This window comes from Paraburkholderia sp. RL17-383-BIF-A (assembly GCF_046028015.1).
GTDB lineage: Bacteria > Pseudomonadota > Gammaproteobacteria > Burkholderiales > Burkholderiaceae > Paraburkholderia.
In genome coordinates this window covers 1-18660 of the sequence record NZ_JARESR010000017.1, presented here as the reverse complement: position 1 = coordinate 18660, position 18660 = coordinate 1, and the positions used below count along the sequence as shown (strand labels likewise).

General features: G+C 59.0%; 15 protein-coding genes. 1 reads left to right on the top strand and 14 read right to left on the bottom strand.

What is annotated here, in order from left to right; translation table 11 throughout:
- Positions 1–7 precede the first annotated feature (7 nt).
- The 3 genes from P0D71_RS20055 to P0D71_RS20045 all read right to left on the bottom strand — a co-directional run bounded on the left by P0D71_RS20055 (position 8) and on the right by P0D71_RS20045 (position 4238).
- Positions 8–1798, bottom strand: a complete 1791-nt coding sequence (locus P0D71_RS20055; RefSeq protein ID WP_408481694.1) for a SulP family inorganic anion transporter — start codon at positions 1796–1798, stop codon at positions 8–10.
- A gap of 268 nt (positions 1799–2066) precedes the next feature.
- The gene (locus P0D71_RS20050) at positions 2067–2321 is read right to left on the bottom strand and encodes an RNA recognition motif domain-containing protein (RefSeq protein WP_091795429.1); all 255 of its coding nucleotides are present in this window, start codon (positions 2319–2321) and stop codon (positions 2067–2069) included.
- A 165-nt stretch (positions 2322–2486) separates the two neighbouring features.
- Positions 2487–4238, bottom strand: coding sequence for a SulP family inorganic anion transporter (locus P0D71_RS20045; protein ID WP_408481692.1), 1752 nt, complete (start codon positions 4236–4238; stop codon positions 2487–2489).
- Between the two features lie 453 nt (positions 4239–4691).
- On the opposite strand from P0D71_RS20045, the gene P0D71_RS20040 reads away from it, so the two are divergent.
- Positions 4692–5279: a BPSL1445 family SYLF domain-containing lipoprotein gene (locus P0D71_RS20040; RefSeq protein WP_091795433.1), complete on the top strand. Its 588-nt coding sequence runs from the start codon at positions 4692–4694 to the stop codon at positions 5277–5279.
- Between the two features lie 145 nt (positions 5280–5424).
- Here the strand turns inward: P0D71_RS20040 and P0D71_RS20035 are convergent, their stop codons facing one another.
- The 11 genes from P0D71_RS20035 to P0D71_RS19985 form a co-directional block, all read right to left on the bottom strand.
- Positions 5425–5823 carry a hypothetical protein gene (locus P0D71_RS20035; protein ID WP_408296685.1) on the bottom strand — a complete coding sequence of 133 codons (399 nt, stop codon included), beginning with the start codon at positions 5821–5823 and terminating at the stop codon, positions 5425–5427.
- 97 nt (positions 5824–5920) lie between these two features.
- Entirely contained in the window at positions 5921–6565 is a 645-nt protein-coding gene (locus tag P0D71_RS20030) for a PqiC family protein (protein WP_408481691.1), read from the bottom strand.
- Positions 6566–6729: 164 nt separating this feature from the next.
- The gene (locus tag P0D71_RS20025; RefSeq protein WP_408481689.1) at positions 6730–8349 is read right to left on the bottom strand and encodes a PqiB family protein; all 1620 of its coding nucleotides are present in this window, start codon (positions 8347–8349) and stop codon (positions 6730–6732) included.
- Positions 8336–9616, bottom strand: coding sequence for a paraquat-inducible protein A (locus tag P0D71_RS20020; protein ID WP_408481688.1), 1281 nt, complete (start codon positions 9614–9616; stop codon positions 8336–8338). The genes P0D71_RS20025 and P0D71_RS20020 overlap by 14 nt, the downstream gene beginning before the upstream one ends.
- Positions 9613–11142, bottom strand: coding sequence for an efflux transporter outer membrane subunit (locus tag P0D71_RS20015; RefSeq protein WP_408481686.1), 1530 nt, complete (start codon positions 11140–11142; stop codon positions 9613–9615). Before P0D71_RS20015 ends, P0D71_RS20020 begins: the two co-directional genes overlap by 4 nt.
- A 1-nt stretch (position 11143) precedes the next feature.
- On the bottom strand, positions 11144–14377 hold the full coding sequence (locus P0D71_RS20010; RefSeq protein ID WP_408342890.1) for an efflux RND transporter permease subunit: 3234 nt from the start codon (positions 14375–14377) through the stop codon (positions 11144–11146).
- Positions 14378–14390: 13 nt separating this feature from the next.
- Positions 14391–15809 carry an efflux RND transporter periplasmic adaptor subunit gene (locus tag P0D71_RS20005; protein ID WP_286161959.1) on the bottom strand — a complete coding sequence of 473 codons (1419 nt, stop codon included), beginning with the start codon at positions 15807–15809 and terminating at the stop codon, positions 14391–14393.
- 14 nt (positions 15810–15823) lie between these two features.
- Positions 15824–16216 carry a hypothetical protein gene (locus P0D71_RS20000; RefSeq protein ID WP_091795450.1) on the bottom strand — a complete coding sequence of 131 codons (393 nt, stop codon included), beginning with the start codon at positions 16214–16216 and terminating at the stop codon, positions 15824–15826.
- A gap of 160 nt (positions 16217–16376) precedes the next feature.
- Positions 16377–16775 carry a response regulator transcription factor gene (locus P0D71_RS19995; RefSeq protein WP_091795452.1) on the bottom strand — a complete coding sequence of 133 codons (399 nt, stop codon included), beginning with the start codon at positions 16773–16775 and terminating at the stop codon, positions 16377–16379.
- Between the two features lie 148 nt (positions 16776–16923).
- On the bottom strand, positions 16924–17559 hold the full coding sequence (locus tag P0D71_RS19990) for a response regulator transcription factor (RefSeq protein ID WP_091795455.1): 636 nt from the start codon (positions 17557–17559) through the stop codon (positions 16924–16926).
- On the bottom strand, positions 17546–18660 hold a 1115-nt coding region (locus P0D71_RS19985; RefSeq protein ID WP_408481684.1), incomplete at its 5' end, for a two-component system sensor histidine kinase NtrB. The genes P0D71_RS19990 and P0D71_RS19985, both read right to left, overlap by 14 nt.

The window sequence follows — 18660 nt, the reverse complement described above, 5'->3', positions numbered from 1 at the left end:
CCCTTCCCTAGCGATCCCTGTCCTCCCAGTCCACCCACTCTACCGGATGGCTCGCGAGGTAGCTGCTGACGGCGGAACCGGTTGTCGGAAAGAACGCCGTTTCGCCAAGCCGTGCAAAGAGCCCGAATCGCTTTAGCTTGTCTTTGACGGGGTCCTTCAACTCGGCGAGACACAACTCAATGCCCGCCGCGTGCAATGTCTCATCCAGATCGGCCAGCATATCGGCGGAAGTGACATCTACGCTCGTAACAGGTTCCGCCGCCACCACCAGCCAGCGCACCGGCGTAGGCGATGTCGCCACCGCATCCAGCACCCGGTCACAGAACAACTCGGCGTTTGCGAAGAATAAGGGCGCGTCCCAACGAAACAGGACTAGCCCGGGAATGCGATGAGCGTCGCGATAGCGCGTAATGTCGTGGTAGCCCTTCAGACCATCGACACGCCCCAGAATCGCCGAATACGGCCGCCACGCATCCCACAGGAACTCGATGACGGCAATCACGATAGCGAGGCCAATGCCCTGAATCGCACCCAGCAGAAACACGCCGACGGTACATACGATGGATAGCCAGAACTCCCAGCGCTGGATCCGATAAATGCGCCGCAGGTCGGCGGCTTCGATCAGGCCAAGCGCCGATGCGATCACCACCGCAGCCAGCGCGCTGGTGGGCAAATTCCGCAGCATGTCGGGCGCCACCATCAGCAGCAAGGCAACCGCGAGCGCGCCGACCACGGCGGTCAACTGGGTCTTCGCACCGGCGGCCTCCGCCACGGGAGTGCGTGACGAGCTACTGCTGATCGGAAAGCCCTGAAACAGGCCGGCGGCGAGGTTGGCGACGCCGAGTCCCACCATCTCCTGATTCGGATCGACATAGACACCCGTGCGCGCCGAATAGACACGCGAAAGCACGCTAGTGTCGGCAAAAGACACCAGGGCAACGGCGCAGCCGCCGATCAGGACGGGCACCATGTCCGCGGTGGCGATCCATGGAATGGAGAACGCAGGCAAGCCCTGCGGCAGCGAGCCGAGAACCGCAACACCTGCGCGTGCCGCAAGGTCGAGCGCGCCAGCCATAACAGTGGCTCCTGCCACGGCGATCAGGACACCCGGGATCCGCCTGCTGCCCTTGAGCAGCAGGATGACGGCCAGTGTGCCTGCACCGACCATGAATGTGGTCCAGTTAGTGTGGCCGTCCATCACTGCGATGACGAGGGCTCGCACGTTTCGCAACGGCCCTTCGCTCGGAATCGAGCAACCGAACACTTTGGGTAACTGGCTGATCAGGACCGTCAGCGCGATGCCATTCATGTACCCGTAGCGGATCGGCTTCGACAGGAGTTCGGTGATGAAACCCATGCGCGCCAGACCGGCCAGGATACATACCGCCCCCGACACGATCGCCATCATGCCCGCCAGTGCTACTGCGCGAATTGGGTCGCCCGCCGATAGGGGCACGACGACGGCCAGAATGACTGCGGCCAGCGACGAATCCGGCCCCAGCACCAGAATCCGACTGGGTCCGAACAACGCATAAGCAAGCAGCGCAATGATAGAAGCGTAGAGGCCATTAATTCCGGGTAAGCCCGACGCCACCGCGTAGGCGATGCCCACCGGCACCAGCATCGTGGTCAGCACCAGGCCGGCCGCAATGTCGTGAGGTAACCACGCGATCTGGTAGGTCCGAAGCGTACGGATGCCGGGCAGCCAGCGCAACACGCCGGCCTGATCGGCGGCCTTCGCCCGGGGCCCAATCCGGCCCGGTTCCGGCGTGGGAGTTGAAAAATCCGGCTTGTTCATTGGATCGTGGACGCCTGGTGGACAGCACACCGTTCCACTACGGCGACCAGGCCTCGGGCGGCGGCTTCGGCTATTCGCCTTGAATCCATCACACGCTCCTGAACGCCAATGCGGAGCAACTACCGCTCTCGCGCATTTCCGCTTGCCTCTCGTTTTTACACGAGGGCTCGGGAAGCGAGAAACCGCCGCACCCTACGCGCGTGAACGCTTCATCATGAGATCAGAACCCGACAGCTGTGCTCGGTGACCGACGCCTGAAAGATACGCCTCACTCCGACCGGTCTTTCATGACCTGCACATTGATTTTCCGATTGTTCCAGAACATGTCGTGAACTCTGGGCTGCAGGCGACGCAACACCTCCGGACTCGTACCTTCGAAGCTGACCACCACCGCCGGCCGCGAGCCTTCCCCTGGAACGTGGGCGATACTGTCGAAAGGCGGAAAACCGTACTTCACAAGAAACGCCTTGATGTCATCTTCGCTGACATGCTCGTCGATATTGCCAATAAATAAATCAGCCATAACGCTCTCCTATTCACTGTCCATGATGCTTGAGCCGCCGTCAACGTGAAGGGTCTGCCCCGAAAGACGACATGCAAGCGGTATCGCGTTTCACATGTGCTGCCCACGTTCATCGTGCCCACGAGTTCCTCAACGGGCGCACACTGCGTTTCATTGCGCAGCAGGTCATAGCGCTCCTGCCACTTGCGGCGGCGCACTTCGCCCTGTCTTCCATTCGTCGATCGTGTCGGCAACCGAGATGCCACGTTGGAGGTAGCCCACCAGGTTCTCAACACCCGCCGCGCGCAGAATATCCCGCACCTCCGCATGAGCGGAGACCAGTCGCAACGTTATTCCGGCCGTCTTCAGCGCTTCATGCAGCTTGGCCAACATGCGCGCACCCGCGAGGTCAACAGCGGGAGAAGTCGACAGATCGCAGATAACCAGTTTGAGCGATCCGTCGCCAGCACGGATCTTGTCCCATACGGCAGCGCGCACATGCTCGACATTGAAATAAAGCAGCGACGCTTCGACGCGGAATACGAGTACGCCTGGCGCCGCTTCGTTGTCCGGGTGGCGTTCGGCGTCGGAGTAGATCCGGGTGCCGGGAATCTTGCCCAGAAATGCCACGTGTGGATGTGCGGCGCGTCTTATAAGCAATAACATTGAAACCAGCACTGCCACGATCACGCCTTTCAGGATGCCTAGCAAAAGCACGGCGGCGAACGCTACCATCGAGACGAAAAATTCAAACCGGCTTACCCGCCAAACGTGACGCATCTCGTCGATATCGACCAGCCCTTTCACCGCAACCAGCACGATCGCGGCCAGAACCACACTTGGCAGATTTTTCAGCATTCCGGTCAGGAACAACAGACACAGCCCGATAGTCACGGAAGCGAAGACCAACGCGAGCGGTGTTTTGGCGCCGGCCTTGTCGTTGACCGATGACTGCGACAAACCACCCGCGACCGGATAGGCCTGAAACAGTCCTGCTGCCAGATTGGCCGCGCCGAGTCCGAGTAGCTCCTGGTGTGGATTGATCTCGTAACCGTTCGCCTGGGCCAGCGCCCGCGCGGCAGAAACACTTTCGACGTACGACAGCAGCATGCACGCGAACGCTAACGAAATCGCACCGTCCACATCGCGGACGCGCAGGCCAGGCCAGCGAAACTCGGGTAGACCTTGCGGCAACGCGCCGACAGTCTTGAAGCCAAGGCCAATCAGCGGTGTCACAGATAACACAATGATCGAGATCACCACCACGAACAATGCGACTGGTCGACCGGGCAGGAACTTCTCCCCCAGTAGCAGCACGACGATCGCCGCAACACCAAATCCGAGCACGGCGAGATTGGTACTGGGAAGTTGACCGGCGAGCGTGACGACGCGATCGAAAAATTGCTCGCCACCGCCCTTCACCCCAAACAACTTTGGTAGCTGAGTCAAAGCAATAGTCAAGGCGGCGCCCGCCTTGAACCCGAGCAGGATCGTCTCGCTAATGAAATTGACCAGCGAACTCAGCCGCAGAATCCACCCCACGAAGCACATTGCGGCGACCAGCAGCGCAGTCAGGGCGGCAATGGCGGCGAATCGTGCCGGATCCCCTCCAGCCATCTCCGAGACTGTCACACCGACCAGCATCGAAATCGCCGAAGTCGGGCCAATCGCGAGCTGGCGGGAAGACCCGAACAACGCATAGGCGAGTCCCCCAACCAGATAACAATAGATGCCGTACTCTGGTGGCAATCCAGCGAGCGTGGCATAGGCGAGCGACACGGGAATCGCGTAGGCCGCCAGGGTGGCTCCTGCAATGGCATCGTGCGTGAGCCACTTCGGCTGATAAGACAATAGCCACGTTAGGGGAGGAAACATGGCCCGCCATCCCGAAGGCACAGCTCGCGTTACATCGCTAGCAGGACGAGGATCCTCGGTCATCGGGTCGTCTCCTCTCTTCAAGGCTGGGTTAGCGCTTCGCCGGCGGAAAGACGACACTTCGGTCTGCACAGACGTGCACGCCCCCGCACTATTCTGTGAGCGTAATGCCCAATCATGACGAGGGGCATCGGACCTTGGTCCTAGATTCGCATCATCCAGATCCCACAGGTCGACGGCTCACAGAATCAGCACGACTGAAAAACACCTGATCTCTTCATGAAGAGGTTTGGCTTTTGCATAAAGGATATCTCCAGCGGAAAGCCGGGAATTCCAGGCTCAAGCGTGCCGAAAAACTTTGCGGCACGGCACATGCACCCGTTCGGCAATAAGACCAAAGTCTGATTCCCCCATTTTTCCGCTGTGACATCATGCATTCAGGAAAGAACTGGAAATCGTCACAACGGGTAACGCATTTGCTGAGCATTCACCTCGGAACCGAAACGGAGGACGATAATGAACCGAAGGAACTTTGTATTGAATACCGCAGCAGCCACTGCCGCCGCGGGCCTCGCGTTCGCGGGCTGCACCACCACAGGCGGCAGCGGCAAGAGTCCCGAAACGGACGCGTCGAAGCGTCAGGCGCTCGACGCGAGCGTCGACGGAACGATGTCGCGGCTTTACGCAACAGTGGGGGGAGCACGCGAACTCGCATCCAAGGCGCAAGGCATCCTCACTTTCCCGGCAGTCAAGAAAGTGGCCTTTATCGCGGGTGCCGAGTATGGTGAAGGCGCATTGCGCGTAGGCGGCGCGACGGTCGGCTATTACAGCACGACGGCTGCTTCTTTCGGCTTCCAGGCCGGCGCCGAATCAACCGCGGTCATCTTCCTCTTTATGACGAAGGACTCGCTCGCCAAATTCACCAGCTCGGCCGGTTGGTCGGTCGGCGGCGACGTGGCGGTCTCCTTGCTAAAGGTGGGTGCGAACGGGTCCATCGACACGACATCCGCATCCGCCCAGGTTGTCGCCATAGTCCTGACCAATACCGGCCTGATGGCGGATGCGTCGCTCGCTGGAACCAAAGTGACCAAGCTCAACCTCTGAAACCGAGGTGTAGCCAAACCCGCGTCCCGGAGACTGCCTGACCAGCAGTCGTAACCGGACGCCTCGCAAAACTATCCGCTCAAAGCGGCTCGAAGCGGGTTGCTGCAGTGCCCTCTTTCCATGAGTTCACCGCATAGTCTGACACTCACTGTTTCCGTATCTTCCACGGCCCAGCACCTTCTTTGCAAACGACAGGCGTCCAAGTCTGCGTCTGTCCTTTCGCAATGGCGACAAGCGTCGCCGTTCTGCATGTTTTGGCACCGTCTTTCACCGTATCGCGTGGCGTGACGGTCCCGTGAATCGACACCGAGTTGCCGGTGCCACTGTTGCTCCAGTTCAGCGACTCTCCATCCTTATTGCGCTCCAGCGCAATTTGCGCCGCGTCGTTGAGCGCCTTTCTGTCTGCGTCCTTCATATAGCTAACCGGTGTGTCTTTCAAAAAATTCAAATTGGCGGCGAAGGCGACGCCTGTTCCGGCAACGAGGACGACACTCGTCAAACACCGTATGAGGCTGCGCGCGGAAAGCAAGGATTGAGCTGGCATTGAAGCACCTATAAGGTAGATGAATTCTGAAACGGGCGGCACCCGGCGATCGCCTCACATCCACCGACATTGCACCGTGATCGTTAGCATGTCTGCTCTATGGCTGAATCATCGTGCCAACTGCCGCCGCAATATCACGACTCACCACAGCAAGCGCCCGGTCATAGGCCGTGGTCATCGCCTCAAAACCTGCGCCGGACACTGGCTCGCGAACAATAGATCGCCCTGAACGAACAGGCTGCTTCCCCGGAGCACGGATGGTCCATTGCGCGTCCACAATGACGTCCTGGCCGGGTTCCGCGTCGAAACGCATGACATCCAGTCTCACGTACCATGTGGCCAGCGGATCGGTCGTACCCGCGAACACCGTCACCTGCTGTGAATTCAGCAGCGTACCCAGATCCGCCGCAACGACCCGCGCGATATTGCCTTTCAGAGGCTGCGCCCATCGCGCGAATTCGTTGATGGCGACTTCGTTGCCGGCCGCCCGGGTCACGATTTGCGGACGGTCCACCAGATCCGGCACGGTAACCGGCCCTACCGCCAGAGGGATCGCGTGAGGCGTCGCCAATGTCGCGAGAGTCGCATCCGGGCTCAGCGTGTAGAACCTGGCGGGTGACGACTTGCATCCCCCCAGCCCCGCGGCGACCAGTCCAACCACGAGGCATGACACGATATAGCGGATCGAATGCGCGGCGCAGCGGTGCAAAACAGCGCTGAATGACGCGGCAAACGGCGCCACGCCTGCGCCAGGCGCATTCCCACGCCTTCCTTGAATCTGTCGACGAACTCCCCCGCCGTTTGGTCCCGCGATGAATACGACAGGAAGACGGCATCCGCTCATTGGCGTGCCGTTTCCGTGCCGAGCCACGTGCCTTGCGCTCCCGTCACGACGCCGATATCGAGTCATGGCTGCCCTCCGGGCTTTCCGCGAACCAATGCTTCGGGATGCTGCGAAAGATAGTCCGCAAGCGTACGGAGTGCCGCGGAGGTACGGGTCAACTCTCTAAGAGTCTCTTCTGTCGTCTGCTGCAAGGACGAATTGGGTTGCAGAGCGCTATTCGCCGAATCGAGCGCCGTTTGCGCGGAAGCCAATGTGTCGTGAGCTCGCGGAATGACATCCGCGTCGAGTTTCGAGAGCATCGAGTTCGTGGTTTGCAATGTGGTGCGGGCGTCGTTTCCGATCGCCTCGAACGGAATGCTATTGAGCTTGGTCAGCAGCCGCGTAACCGAATCCTGCAGCGATTGCAGCGCGCGCGGCACCGCCGGCAACTCGGGCGGTGACCTGCTCCAGTCGATCTTGGCCTTCGGGGCATCAGGAAAATAATCCAGCGCAAGATAGAGTTGACCGGTCAGCGGATTGCCACTCTTTAGCTGGAAGCGAAAGCCATTTTCGACCAGGTAATTGGCGATTCCTTTTGGATCCTCGCTGATGCGGCCGCCGGCTCGCCCCGTCTGATAGCGTGAGGTAAAGCGCTCGGGATAGATCTGGATCTCGACCGGAATGCTGAAGCGCCGGCGTTCCGGGTCGAATCGCGTATAGATCTGTGTCACTTCGCCGATCACTACGCCGCGAAAATCCACGGGTGCGCCAACCGTCAGACCGCGCACGGAATCGGTGAAGTTCACCACATACCTGTCGACAATGCGGTCGTGCTGCTTCATCGCATCGGCGCGAGTCGAATACAGTTCGAATTGCGCATTGGCCACCGCCGCGACCTCCTCCACCGAATCCGCGGGAGACTCGAATGCCACACCGCCGATGATGATCGAAACGATCGATTGCGTCTCGATCCGCAGACCGTTCGTATCGAATGCCATATCGACTCCACTGGCGTGCCAGAAGCGCGTATCGCTTTTCACGAACCGATCATAAGGGGCATTCACGAATACCTTGAGCGTGACGCCTTTACCATCCGGGTCCAACTGATAGGAGGCAATCTGTCCAACCTGAAGCCTGCGGAAATAGACCGGCGAGCCGACATCCAGCGAGCCGAGTCCCGTGCTCTTCAACGTGAATTCGCGCCCGGGGATGTCACTGGCAAATACAGGGGGCACCTCCAGCCCAACAAAGTCATGACGGGCTTTCACGGCATTGCCGACATCCACGTCGATGTAAGACCCGGACAAAAGTGTGCCGAGTCCGGACACCGTGCCGCCGGAGATGCGCGGACGCACCACCCAGAAGCGCGTATTGTCGACAAGCATATTCGCCACATCGCGCACCACGTCGGCTTTCGCGACGACGTGTTTGTGATCCGTTGAGAGTGTCACCGCTTCGACGACCCCGATATCGACGTCTTTGAACTTGAGCTTGGTCTTACCCGCTTCCAGCCCCTCACCCGTCTTGAAGCTGATGGTTATCTTTTCCCCACGTTCCAGCACGGCCTTCGTCGCGAGCCATCCGCCCACCAGCAGCGCCACGATAGGCACCAGCCACACTAGCTGCATGCGCCAGCGCGAGCGCGGGACCACGTCGGCCTCAACCAGATCAGGTGTATCGGGTTTTTCGCTAGGCGTGGTCATGATCCCGCTCCACAGCGTCCCAGATCAAACGCGGATCGAAAGACATCGCCGCCAACAGTGTCAGCACCACCACCGCGCCGAACGCAATAGCCGCGGGACCTGCGTTGATAGTCGCAAGTGCCTTGAATTGGACCAAGGCTACCAGCATCGTGATGACATATATGTCGAGCATCGACCAGCGTCCGACCAGCTCGATTACGCGGTAGATTTGCGTACGCTGTTCAGGCAGCCATTGCGAATGAAGCTGTGTCGAGATCGTCAAATAGGCCAACCCAAGAACTTTGAGCATCGGCACAGCAATGCTTGCGATAAAGACGAGAACGGCAAGCGGCCACGACCCCGATACCCAGAGATAGACCACGCCGCTCAGGATCGTGTCTTTCTGTGCGCCGAACAGCGAACTCGTGTCCATTACGGGTAGAACGTTCGCCGGGATATAGAGCACGGTGGCGGCGAGGAGATACGCCCACGTGCGCGACAGGCTGGCCGGTTTGCGCACGTGCAGCGACGCTCCGCAACGCGGGCAATGCCGCGCAACGGAACCCTTCGGCGAGCCCACCAGCAGACCGCAATCGTGACAGAGCGTAAGTCCGCATGCTGCCCCTGTCAGCGCACCATTCGCGGGAACGCGCCGCGGCAGGCGTAAGCTCCTATCATTGTTTCGTGCAGCGGCAATACGCGACCACACCTCTTGTGGATCGAATGAGGCCGCGGCGGCCGCCAGTATGATCATGAGCGCAATGAAGGACCACAGCGCCGTGCCGGGCACGACCTTCGCGATATGCGCCAGCTTGACGAGCGCAACCAGTAGGCCAAGGATCAGCACCTCGGTCATTCCCCACGGGCGAGCCAGTTGAAACAGCCGGAATGCGCCTACCGGACCCCAAGGCTTGCGCCTGAAATGCAAAGGCAGCAGCAGCCACAGCATCGTCACGGTCTGCACCACCGGCATGAAAATCGTCGTGAGGCCCACCAGCGCCGCAAGCGGCCACATGCCATCCAGGTACAAGACCCGCACGGATCCGGCTAGCGTCGTTTGAACGAGAGTGCCGCTCACCGACAGACCCACGATCGGAAACACGTTGGAGATGACGAGCAACACCACGGATGCCGTCGTAAACGCCAAAGCATATTCGGGACCATTGGAGCGGCCTCGACGCAGCTCCGCGTGGCAGCGGTGACAGCGCAACGTGCTGCCGGGTTGCACCTGGCTTCCACGCTGCAGCAAATCGCAGTCGTGGCAAGCGATGATATCGGTGTCGATCATCGCGGCTCCTGTGCGATTGCCCCATCAGCCGGCGGGACCTGCTGCGCAACCGGCTCAGTGCTCACGGAGGAAGCCGGAACCGGCGCGGCCGACGGCGCAGGCGCGGGATTCGACATCTTTTCAGCTTCCAGAACCCAACCGCCCCCGAGGGCTTTGTACAGACTGACGTACGAGGTGAGCACGGCGCCCTGTGTTTGCGTGTAACCCAGCTGTGCGTTAAAGAGACTGCGTTCGGCGTCGAGCACTTCTATGTAGCTCGTATAACCGCCCTCATAGCGCAAGCGTGCCAGCCGTGCGTAAGTACGCAGCGCTTCCACCTGATTTCCCTGCGACCCTAGTTGCTCATGCGTTTTCTGCACGGAGATAAGCGCGTCTTCAACCTCCTGAAACGCGACCTGGATCGTTTTTTCGTATGCGAACAGCGCTTCCTGTTGACGAGCCTCAGCCTGGCGCACCTGTCCTGAGATATTGCCTGCCGTGAAGATCGGCTGCGTCAATGAACCCGCGAAAGACCACACTCGGGCGGGCCCGGTGAAGAGGCTCGAAAACTGCGTACTGAGCGAGCCGAATAGCCCCGTCAGCGATATCGACGGGAAATAGAGCGCGCGCGCGGCGCCGATCAATGCATTCTGCGAGACGAGCGTTTGCTCCGCCTGCAAAAGATCCGGACGGCGCTCCAGCAGTTCCGAAGGCAGGCCCGCTGGAATCTGCGGCGTCCCCAACGCCGACAGTTCTCGTCCTCGCAGAATCTGGCCGGGATTTCTGCCGATCAACACGGATAGCGCGTTCTCCTGCTGGGCAATTTGCGTTTCGATTTGCGGAATGGTCGCTTGCGCCGACTCGTATTCCGACTGACTTTGGGCGAGCTCCATTTGCGAAACCTCTCCCCCCTGGAATCGGGCAGTGAATACACGTACCGATTCCGCCCGGCTGACTGCCGTGTCTTTCGCAATTTCCAATTGCCGATCGAGACTGCGCAAGTTGACATACGACGACGCAACGGAAGCCACCAAAGCGAGGATGATCGCGCGGTGGCCCTCCTCACTTGCCAGCAGGTTTGCCCGCGCAGCCTCGGTTTGCCGCCGATACTTGCCGAACAGATCGATCTCCCAGGCCACCGACACCGTCGCGTCGAACTGGTTATAAACGGGACTCACGTTTGCCGGGAACGGTACACCCGCGCTTTGCGACGCACGCTGACGTGATGCGTCGGCACCCGCAGCCACTTGCGGGAAGAGAGCGGACCGGGTTGTCACGAACTGGCCGCGAAACTCCTCGACCCGCGCGGCCGCTACCCTCACGTCCCGGTTTTCGCTCAGCGCCGTTGCAATGAGCTGGTTCAGCACCGGATCCAGAAACTGCTCCCACCAGACCGTGTTCGCGACGTCGACCGAACTGTCCTGCGCAAAGCGGAAAGTCGCAGGCACATCGACTTTCGGCCGCACATAGTCGGGGCCGAGCAGGCAGCCACTCAAAGGAAAAAGAATGAGCGAGGCCAGGACGCGCATAAGGGCCAGGCGTTCCATGTCAGTCGCCCTCGCGCGGTGCCGACGGCGCCGGGTGCGTCGAGCCAGGACCTGGCGTCGCATCCGGCGGCGTGGCGGGGTTCACGTTGCCGCCTCCCTGGTCTGGCGTCTGCTTACCGCCGCTTGACCGTGAAGACATCGACTCGAGCAGGTAATAGAACATTGGAATGAAGAACACGGCGAGCACCGTCGCCCCGAGCATCCCTCCAATCACCCCCGTACCGATGGAGTGCCGGCTATTCGCCGATGCGCCGCGTGCGATTGCAAGCGGCACGCACCCCAGAATGAACGCTAGCGAGGTCATCACGATCGGGCGCAGCCGTTCTTCGGCCGCTGTCATCGTAGCGTCGAGAACCGATGCGCCAGTGCCACGATTCAATACCGCGAACTCGAAGATAAGAATGGCGTTCTTGGCGGCCAACGCGACCAGCATCGTCAACCCGATCTGGAAGTACACGTCGTTGGTCAACCCGCGCAACAGAATGGCGAGTAGCGCGCCGAAGAGAGCGAACGGCACCGCCATCAGCACCCCGATCGGTAACGTCCACTTTTCATACTGTGCCGCGAGGATCAAAAACACCATCACGAGGCCGAATACGAACACGAGGCCGGAGGTGCCGCCGGATTGACGCTCTTCATACGCCTCACCGCTCCACGCGACGTCGAAGCCTTGCGGCATTTGCGAGGCGAGGTCTTCCAGCGCGGCGATGACCTGGCCCGAGCTAAAACCCGGAGCAGCATTTGCCGTGATCTTGATGGCGGGAAAGTTGTTGAAGCGCGTGACGAGATCCGGGCCGGTCACATATTGATAACTCGCCACCGACTTGATCGGCACCATCGTACCGCTGCGGCTGCGCGCAAATATCTGATCGAGATCCTCAGGCTTAAGGCGGTACGAAGGTTCCGCCTGCAGAATGACTTGCCAGAGCCGGCTGGACCGGTTGAACTGCGACACGTACAGTGATCCAAACATTGTTTGCATCGCGCTATACACGTCCTCGACCGGAACGCCGAGCGTCTCCGACTTGTCACGATCCACTTTCACCAACAATTGCCTCGACGACGCATTGAATGTCGAGGTCACGCCCGTCAGTTCCTGTCGCTGCTTCGCCTTCTGGACGAACTGGTCCGCCACCTCCGCCAGTTGGGCGACGGTTGCATCCCCTTTACTCTGGATCCACACTTCTGTGCCGCCTGTCGTACCCAACCCCGGGATCGACGGCGGATTGACCGGAATGACGACGCCCTCCTTTACCGTCGAAAATCCGCGATAGGCGTCCACCAAAACCGCCTGTGCGTTCTGCGTCTTTCTGTTCTCCGAGGAATAGCGCTCCTCAAAGCTCTTGAACCCGACAAAAAAAGCGCTCGCGTTATTCTTGTTCTGGTTATCCAGCAGACTGTAACCATCCACCACTGTAATGCTGCCCACAGCCCCCTGTTTCTTGAAGTAATCCGTCACCTGCTGTGAAACTTCACCGGTGCGATCGAGACTCGCGGAGTCAGGCATGATGACCGCGCCGAGCAGATAGCCCTGGTCTTCCGGCGGCAAAAATGCCCCAGGGATAGACCTCATCATGACAACAGCCAGCGCGATCATGCCAGCGAAAAGCACCAGTCCGATCACAAAGCGCTTGATCAGAAGTCTTACCGCTCTCGAATATCCAGCAGTCATGCGCGAGAAAGCGTTGTCGAACCAGCGGAAAAAACCCTTCTTCTCACCGTGCGAACTCTTCAGCAGCAAAGCGGCAAGCGCTGGCGAAAGCGTCAGCGCCACAATACCCGAGATGACCACCGATATAGCGATCGTGATGGCGAACTGTTTGTACATCTGTCCGGTGATGCCACCGAGAAACGCCACTGGCACGAAGACCGCGCACAGCACCAATACAATCGCAATGACCGGCCCCGCCACTTCGTCCATTGCTTTTTTTGCAGCATCTTTCGGGTTTAGCTTATAGACCGTCATGTTGCGCTCGACGTTTTCGATCACAACGATCGCATCGTCCACGACAATCCCGATCGCCAGAACCATTCCGAACAGCGTGAGCATATTGATCGAGAAACCCAGCGGCAGCATGAACATGCATGTGCCCACGATCGAGACCGGGACCGCCACAATAGGGATCAACGTTGCGCGCAGACTTTGCAGGAAAACAAAGACAACGATCACCACCAATATCAATGCTTCAAAGAAGGTGTGGATGACATCTGAGATGGATGCGCGGGTGAATTCCGTCGTGTCCATCGCAATCTCATAGCTCAACCCTTCGGGAAACGACTTCTTCAGCTCCAGAAGCGTCGCCCGCACCTGCTTCGACACCTCGAGTGCATTCGCGCCCGGCTGCTGATAGACAGCAATGACCGTAGCGGGCTTTCCCTGGAAACGGCTGCGAATGGAATAGTCTTTTTGCCCGAGATCCGCGCGTCCAATATCCTTGAGCCGAACAATCGCAGCTCCCCCGCTTGCCGCGCGCACAATGATATTTTCGAACTCAGCGGGCTCCGCGAGGCGGCCGGTCGTGGTGACGGCAAAGGACTGCTCGACCGGCCGCCCGGTGGGTGATTGTCCAATGCTGCCGACCGCGAATTGCTGGTTCTGGTTCGCCACGACTCGCTGAACGTCAGCCGCTGTAACGCCCAACTGCGCCATCCGATCCGGTTTGAGCCAGATACGCATCGCGTAGTCCGGATTACCGAAGATACTCGACTGATTCGCGCCCGGAATACGTTTGATGGCATCGAGCACATAGATGTTGGCAAAGTTCGCGATATAGACCGAATCGTAGCGTTCACTCGGCGAATAGATCGCAATCACCATCATGAAAGCGGACGACTTCTTCTGTACCTGAATGCCCTGCGCCTGGACCGACTGCGGCAATTGCGGAAGAGCGAGGTTCACGCGGTTCTGAACGTCGACCTGAGCAAGCTCCGGGTTGGTGCCGATCTGAAAATAGGCATTGATCGTCAGGTTCCCCGTCGACGAACTGGACGAGTTCATGTAGATCATGTTGTCCGCGCCATTCACTTGCTGCTCGATTGGAGCGGCGACATTGTTCGCCACCACTTCGGCGTTGGCCCCCGGATAGGTCGCAGAAATCGTGATTTGCGGAGGCGTGATGTCAGGATACTGTGCGACCGGAAGCGCCAGCATCGCCAATGCTCCGCCGAGCGTAATAACGATGGAGATAACCGACGCGAATATCGGACGATCGATGCAGAAGTGCGAGACATTCATGTCGTTCATCCATTCACTGGGTGGCGCTGCTTGCGGGTCCGCCCGGCCCAGCATTTCGCCCTTCGGCAACGGGTTCAGCAGCAGGGCTTGCCGCCGAACCAGAAGCCGGCGCCGCTGCACTACCTGCTGCCGGTGCCCCTTTGACGATATTGAGCGGCCTGTCGGCAATGACGCGCAACGCGCCGTCAACCACAATGCGTTCGCCGACCTTCAGCCCGTCAGAGACGAACCAGTCGTCACCGTGCCAATCCCCCACCTCGACCACGCGCTGGTGAGCCTTCGAATCGTTATCGACCACCCACACGAAATGGCTCTTGGCGCCCTGCAATACTGCGCGCTGAGGCACGAGCATCGCATTGGGCCGCGTCGCGCCGGACACCCGCGCTTTGACAAACTGGCCGGGGCGTAAAGTCCCCTTCGGATTCTCGAATACCGCTCTCACAAGAAAAGTCCCCGTTTCCGTGTTAAAGGCGGGGTTGGCAAAATCTATGTGGCCTTTCTCGGAGAACAAGCTCCCGTCCGCCAGAATCAGCGTGACGACAAACTCGCTGTTGGGTGGAAACTTCAACCGCCCTGCGGCAATTTCGTCCCGATATCGCAACATCTCGTTTTCCGAAATGCTGAAGTTGACCCACATTGGGTCAAGTTGATATACATAGGTCAGAAGACCGCTGGACGTCGCTGTCACGTAGCTTCCGTCCTGCTGCCGCGCAAAGCTGGACAGACCTGTCAGCGGGGATTTAATGGTCGTGTACCCCAGATTGAGCTGGGCCGTCTGAACCTCTCCCTGTGCCGCTATCACCGCTGCGGCGCTTTGCTTTTCATTTCCTATCGCGTCGTCCAGATCCTTCTTGCTCAACGCGTTCTGTTCCGCAAGCGGGACCACCCGCCCGAGATTCGCTTTCGCGACCTGGTATCGCGCCTGCTGTTGGGCCAGTTGTCCTTTCGCTGTTTGGAGCGCGGCCTCGAATGGCTTTTGGTCCATGAGGAACATAGTCTGGCCTGCTTTGACAACCTGGCCCTCTACGTACATGCGTTTTTCCAGAAAGCCGTCAACGCGCGCACGGATCTCCACTTCGCGTGAACTTTGGGTCTGGGCCGTGAATTCGAAGTCGACCGGAGTATCCTGCTGGGCCACCGACATCACAGTCACTTCGGGCGGGCGTGCAGCCGGAGTCGCCGCCTGCTTCTTGCAGCCGGGCAATAGCGTGAGTGCCGCAAGGAAAAGCAGCGGCAAGCCGAGGTATGCCAAACTGGGCCGGCGACATGCCACGCCACGATCGTCGAGTCGTGACGCCGTCGCATCGATGCCGGTATTGCGGATGAAATGCGCTACAGCCCGCATTTCCCTGCTGTTGAAAAACCGGACTAGTGCGCCACGGGAGTGGCACAGCTTGCTATACGGGCCAATGAGAAGCGAAGCCGTTTTCATGGCACTGTCCCTGATCAGGAGGGTGTGCAGTTGCCAAACAACACGATTGCATCGCTACTATTGGCGAGCATCAATGTCATTGATCCGTCAGTCGAGTCGAGGATCAGGGTCCATGCGTATCCCATCTCGGTGCCCTCCATGACTACCTGCTCGGGTTCTTTATTGACTACGAGCATAGGCGTGGTGTGAACGGGTCCAATCACCTCTTTCTTTTTAAAGTCCAGAGTTAGAAATCGGGGAGCGCCAATGTCATCGGGCAAGGAACGCTTGCACTCCAGGCCGGGATCGCACGCATGAGCTTCGACGGTCGCGCAAACCAGCTTCTTGCTGCCATTGAAATCGTCGGCGTAAACATTGAGCGCACAAAACGCGAACGAGATCGCGACGACCGTAGACTCGAGTTTCATTACGTGTCTCCTTCAATAGCGCCCCTGACTGCCGCACGACGTCACTCCCGCGTCCACAGCGGAAGCCAACAGGCATCGCAACGTATGCTTCGACGCAATTCAGTTTGCTTGACGACCCTGCACGAGACAATCGGACCTTAGTCTCATATACAGCGACGAATCAGCAATCTCCGCTATTGCTCGGGTTGATGCCTAACGCCTGCTCGACGGCTTTGATCAAGGCTGACCCGTTGAACGGTTTGCGCAGATAGGCAGTCGCGCCAGACGCCATGGCTCGTTCCCGCACAGTGATATCGTCATGAGCGGTGATGATGATGACTGGGAGATCGCGCGGAGCAAGTTGCCGCTGGACCTCTAGCCCATTGATGCCTGGCATCTGGAGGTCCAGAATGACGCAGTCCGGAGAAAACGAAGGAACAGCCGATAGCGCGTTGAGAAAAGCTTCCCCACTGACAAACGTTTCCGCCCCGATTCCCGCGGAGAGCAACAAACGTTTGATGGAGCGACAGACCGACTCGTCGTCATCCACCACAGCGACTATTCGACTGGACTTGACCATTGTATGGACGCAATCGCGCAAGTGCTCCTGTGAGAAGATCCCAGCAGGTTCATCCTAAAGACAGATGAGCGATCGTGGTATAGGACTTTGGTCCACTAGAAAACTTGCACAAGAAGTAATCAAGTGAAGTACGCGCCGAAGGAGGCGGTCAAGTAGAAGGTGATTGATCATCGGCCGCGTGCACACCGGCCTTATCCGCGAGGCGAATGAGTTCGACGATTGATCTCGCCCTCATCTTCTCCATCACACGCCCGCGGTGAATCTTGATTGTTTTCTCTGCGGCTCCTAAATCACTTGCGACCTGCTTATTCAAACGCCCAGTCAGAACAAGGGCCATGACCTCGCGTTCGCGACGCGTGAGTTGATTGACACGCCCCAATAGCTCCGCATGTTCCCGCTCTACTTCAAACTCTTTGCAGGCAGATTGCAGAGCTCGATCGACAGCGGCAATCAGCACCGATTCCCGAACCGGTTTGATCAGAAAGTCTAGTGCGCCTGCCTTCATCGCGTCGACACTCGATTCGACATCGCCACGTCCGGTAAGAAATACGATGGGAACGCGTCCATTCAACCGATGTTGTACGTCGAGCCCCGTCATTCCTGGCATCTGCAGATCGAGTAGAAGGCACGCAGGAGAACTCGAAAGATCCACTCGATCGAAAAATACCTCGGCACTGTCGAAGGAATGCACACAATAGCCGGCGGCGCGAAGCAGGCGCGAGATCGCGCAACGCACCTGCTCATCGTCGTCGACAAGGAATACTCGACTGTTAGGCTGACTCATGGTCATTTGCTCCAGCAATTCCGCCGTATGTCTGACGCGGCGGGAATGTAATATGGAAGCACGCACCCGGGCCGTCGTTCTTCTCAGCCCACATGCAGCCACCGTGAGCGTTGACTATCGTGCGGCTGATGGATAAGCCCAAACCCAATCCCTGCGGCTTAGTGGTGAAGAAAGGCAGGAACACCTTGTCGATATGATCCGCCGGCAATCCGTTACCGCTGTCTTTTACCGTAATGTGCGCGCCGCCGTCAGACGCGCGGTGCACCGCCAATTCGACGACACGTTCCGCAGGCGCGCGCGCCTGCACGGCATCGAAGCCATTCAGTAGCAGGTTAAGTAGGACTTGTTGCAATTGAACCCGGTCGCCGCGCACCATGGTCAATGCATCTTCGACACAAAAGGTCACATGTACGCCGCGAACCATTGCGTCGCTACGCACCAGCGCGGCCACATCCGCGACCACCGTCCCCAGGTCCAACGGTTTCATCTCGATGTTGCCATTCCTCACCAGCGTGCGGATTCTCTGGATGACTTCGCTGGCTCGACAGTCATCAGCAACAATATCTTGTAGCGCTTCCCGAAGTTCTGCGTTTTTGCTTGCGCCCAGGTTCACCAACCTTTGCGCGGCCTCCGCGTTACTGAGGATCGCTGTCAACGGTTGATTCAACTCGTGGGCAAGGGACCCGGCAAGTTCACCTAGCGACGAAACCCGGGCTAGATGCGCAAGTTCGTTCCGACTCAGTTCGAGCTCGCTGCAATCACTGCGGTCGGATATAGCGACTATCTGCGCCTCTTGACTATGCGACTTGACCCGAACGATCCTGATTTCCGCTGGGAAATCCCCGCCCCTGCGGCGACTTGCTACCAGTTGACGTACCAGAACTCTTTCCGGGCGTTCGCCAGATGTGGACAGATGGTCAACGGCACGGTGCCCTTCGCAATCAACAGCAGGTGGAAAAAGCACCTCAATTGATGCGCCCATCATCTCGTCCTGGCTACGCCCAAACAATTCAACGGCGCCGCCATTGGCGAACGTGATGAGATTTTCCGCGTCCACTGTCAGGATGGGAACAGGCACCAACTCGAGCGCATCTCGCAAAG

Coding starts and splice junctions, on each gene's coding strand:
- P0D71_RS20045 (WP_408481692.1), bottom strand. CDS start 4,238: ATGACCGAGGATCCTCGTCCTGCTAGCGATGTAACGCGAGCTGTGCCT.
- P0D71_RS19990 (WP_091795455.1), bottom strand. CDS start 17,559: ATGAGTCAGCCTAACAGTCGAGTATTCCTTGTCGACGACGATGAGCAG.
- P0D71_RS20035 (WP_408296685.1), bottom strand. CDS start 5,823: ATGCCAGCTCAATCCTTGCTTTCCGCGCGCAGCCTCATACGGTGTTTG.
- P0D71_RS19995 (WP_091795452.1), bottom strand. CDS start 16,775: ATGGTCAAGTCCAGTCGAATAGTCGCTGTGGTGGATGACGACGAGTCG.
- P0D71_RS20000 (WP_091795450.1), bottom strand. CDS start 16,216: ATGAAACTCGAGTCTACGGTCGTCGCGATCTCGTTCGCGTTTTGTGCG.
- P0D71_RS20005 (WP_286161959.1), bottom strand. CDS start 15,809: ATGAAAACGGCTTCGCTTCTCATTGGCCCGTATAGCAAGCTGTGCCAC.
- P0D71_RS20015 (WP_408481686.1), bottom strand. CDS start 11,142: ATGGAACGCCTGGCCCTTATGCGCGTCCTGGCCTCGCTCATTCTTTTT.
- P0D71_RS20025 (WP_408481689.1), bottom strand. CDS start 8,349: ATGACCACGCCTAGCGAAAAACCCGATACACCTGATCTGGTTGAGGCC.
- P0D71_RS20020 (WP_408481688.1), bottom strand. CDS start 9,616: ATGATCGACACCGATATCATCGCTTGCCACGACTGCGATTTGCTGCAG.
- P0D71_RS20040 (WP_091795433.1), top strand. CDS start 4,692: ATGAACCGAAGGAACTTTGTATTGAATACCGCAGCAGCCACTGCCGCC.
- P0D71_RS20050 (WP_091795429.1), bottom strand. CDS start 2,321: ATGGCTGATTTATTTATTGGCAATATCGACGAGCATGTCAGCGAAGAT.
- P0D71_RS20010 (WP_408342890.1), bottom strand. CDS start 14,377: ATGAATGTCTCGCACTTCTGCATCGATCGTCCGATATTCGCGTCGGTT.
- P0D71_RS20055 (WP_408481694.1), bottom strand. CDS start 1,798: ATGAACAAGCCGGATTTTTCAACTCCCACGCCGGAACCGGGCCGGATT.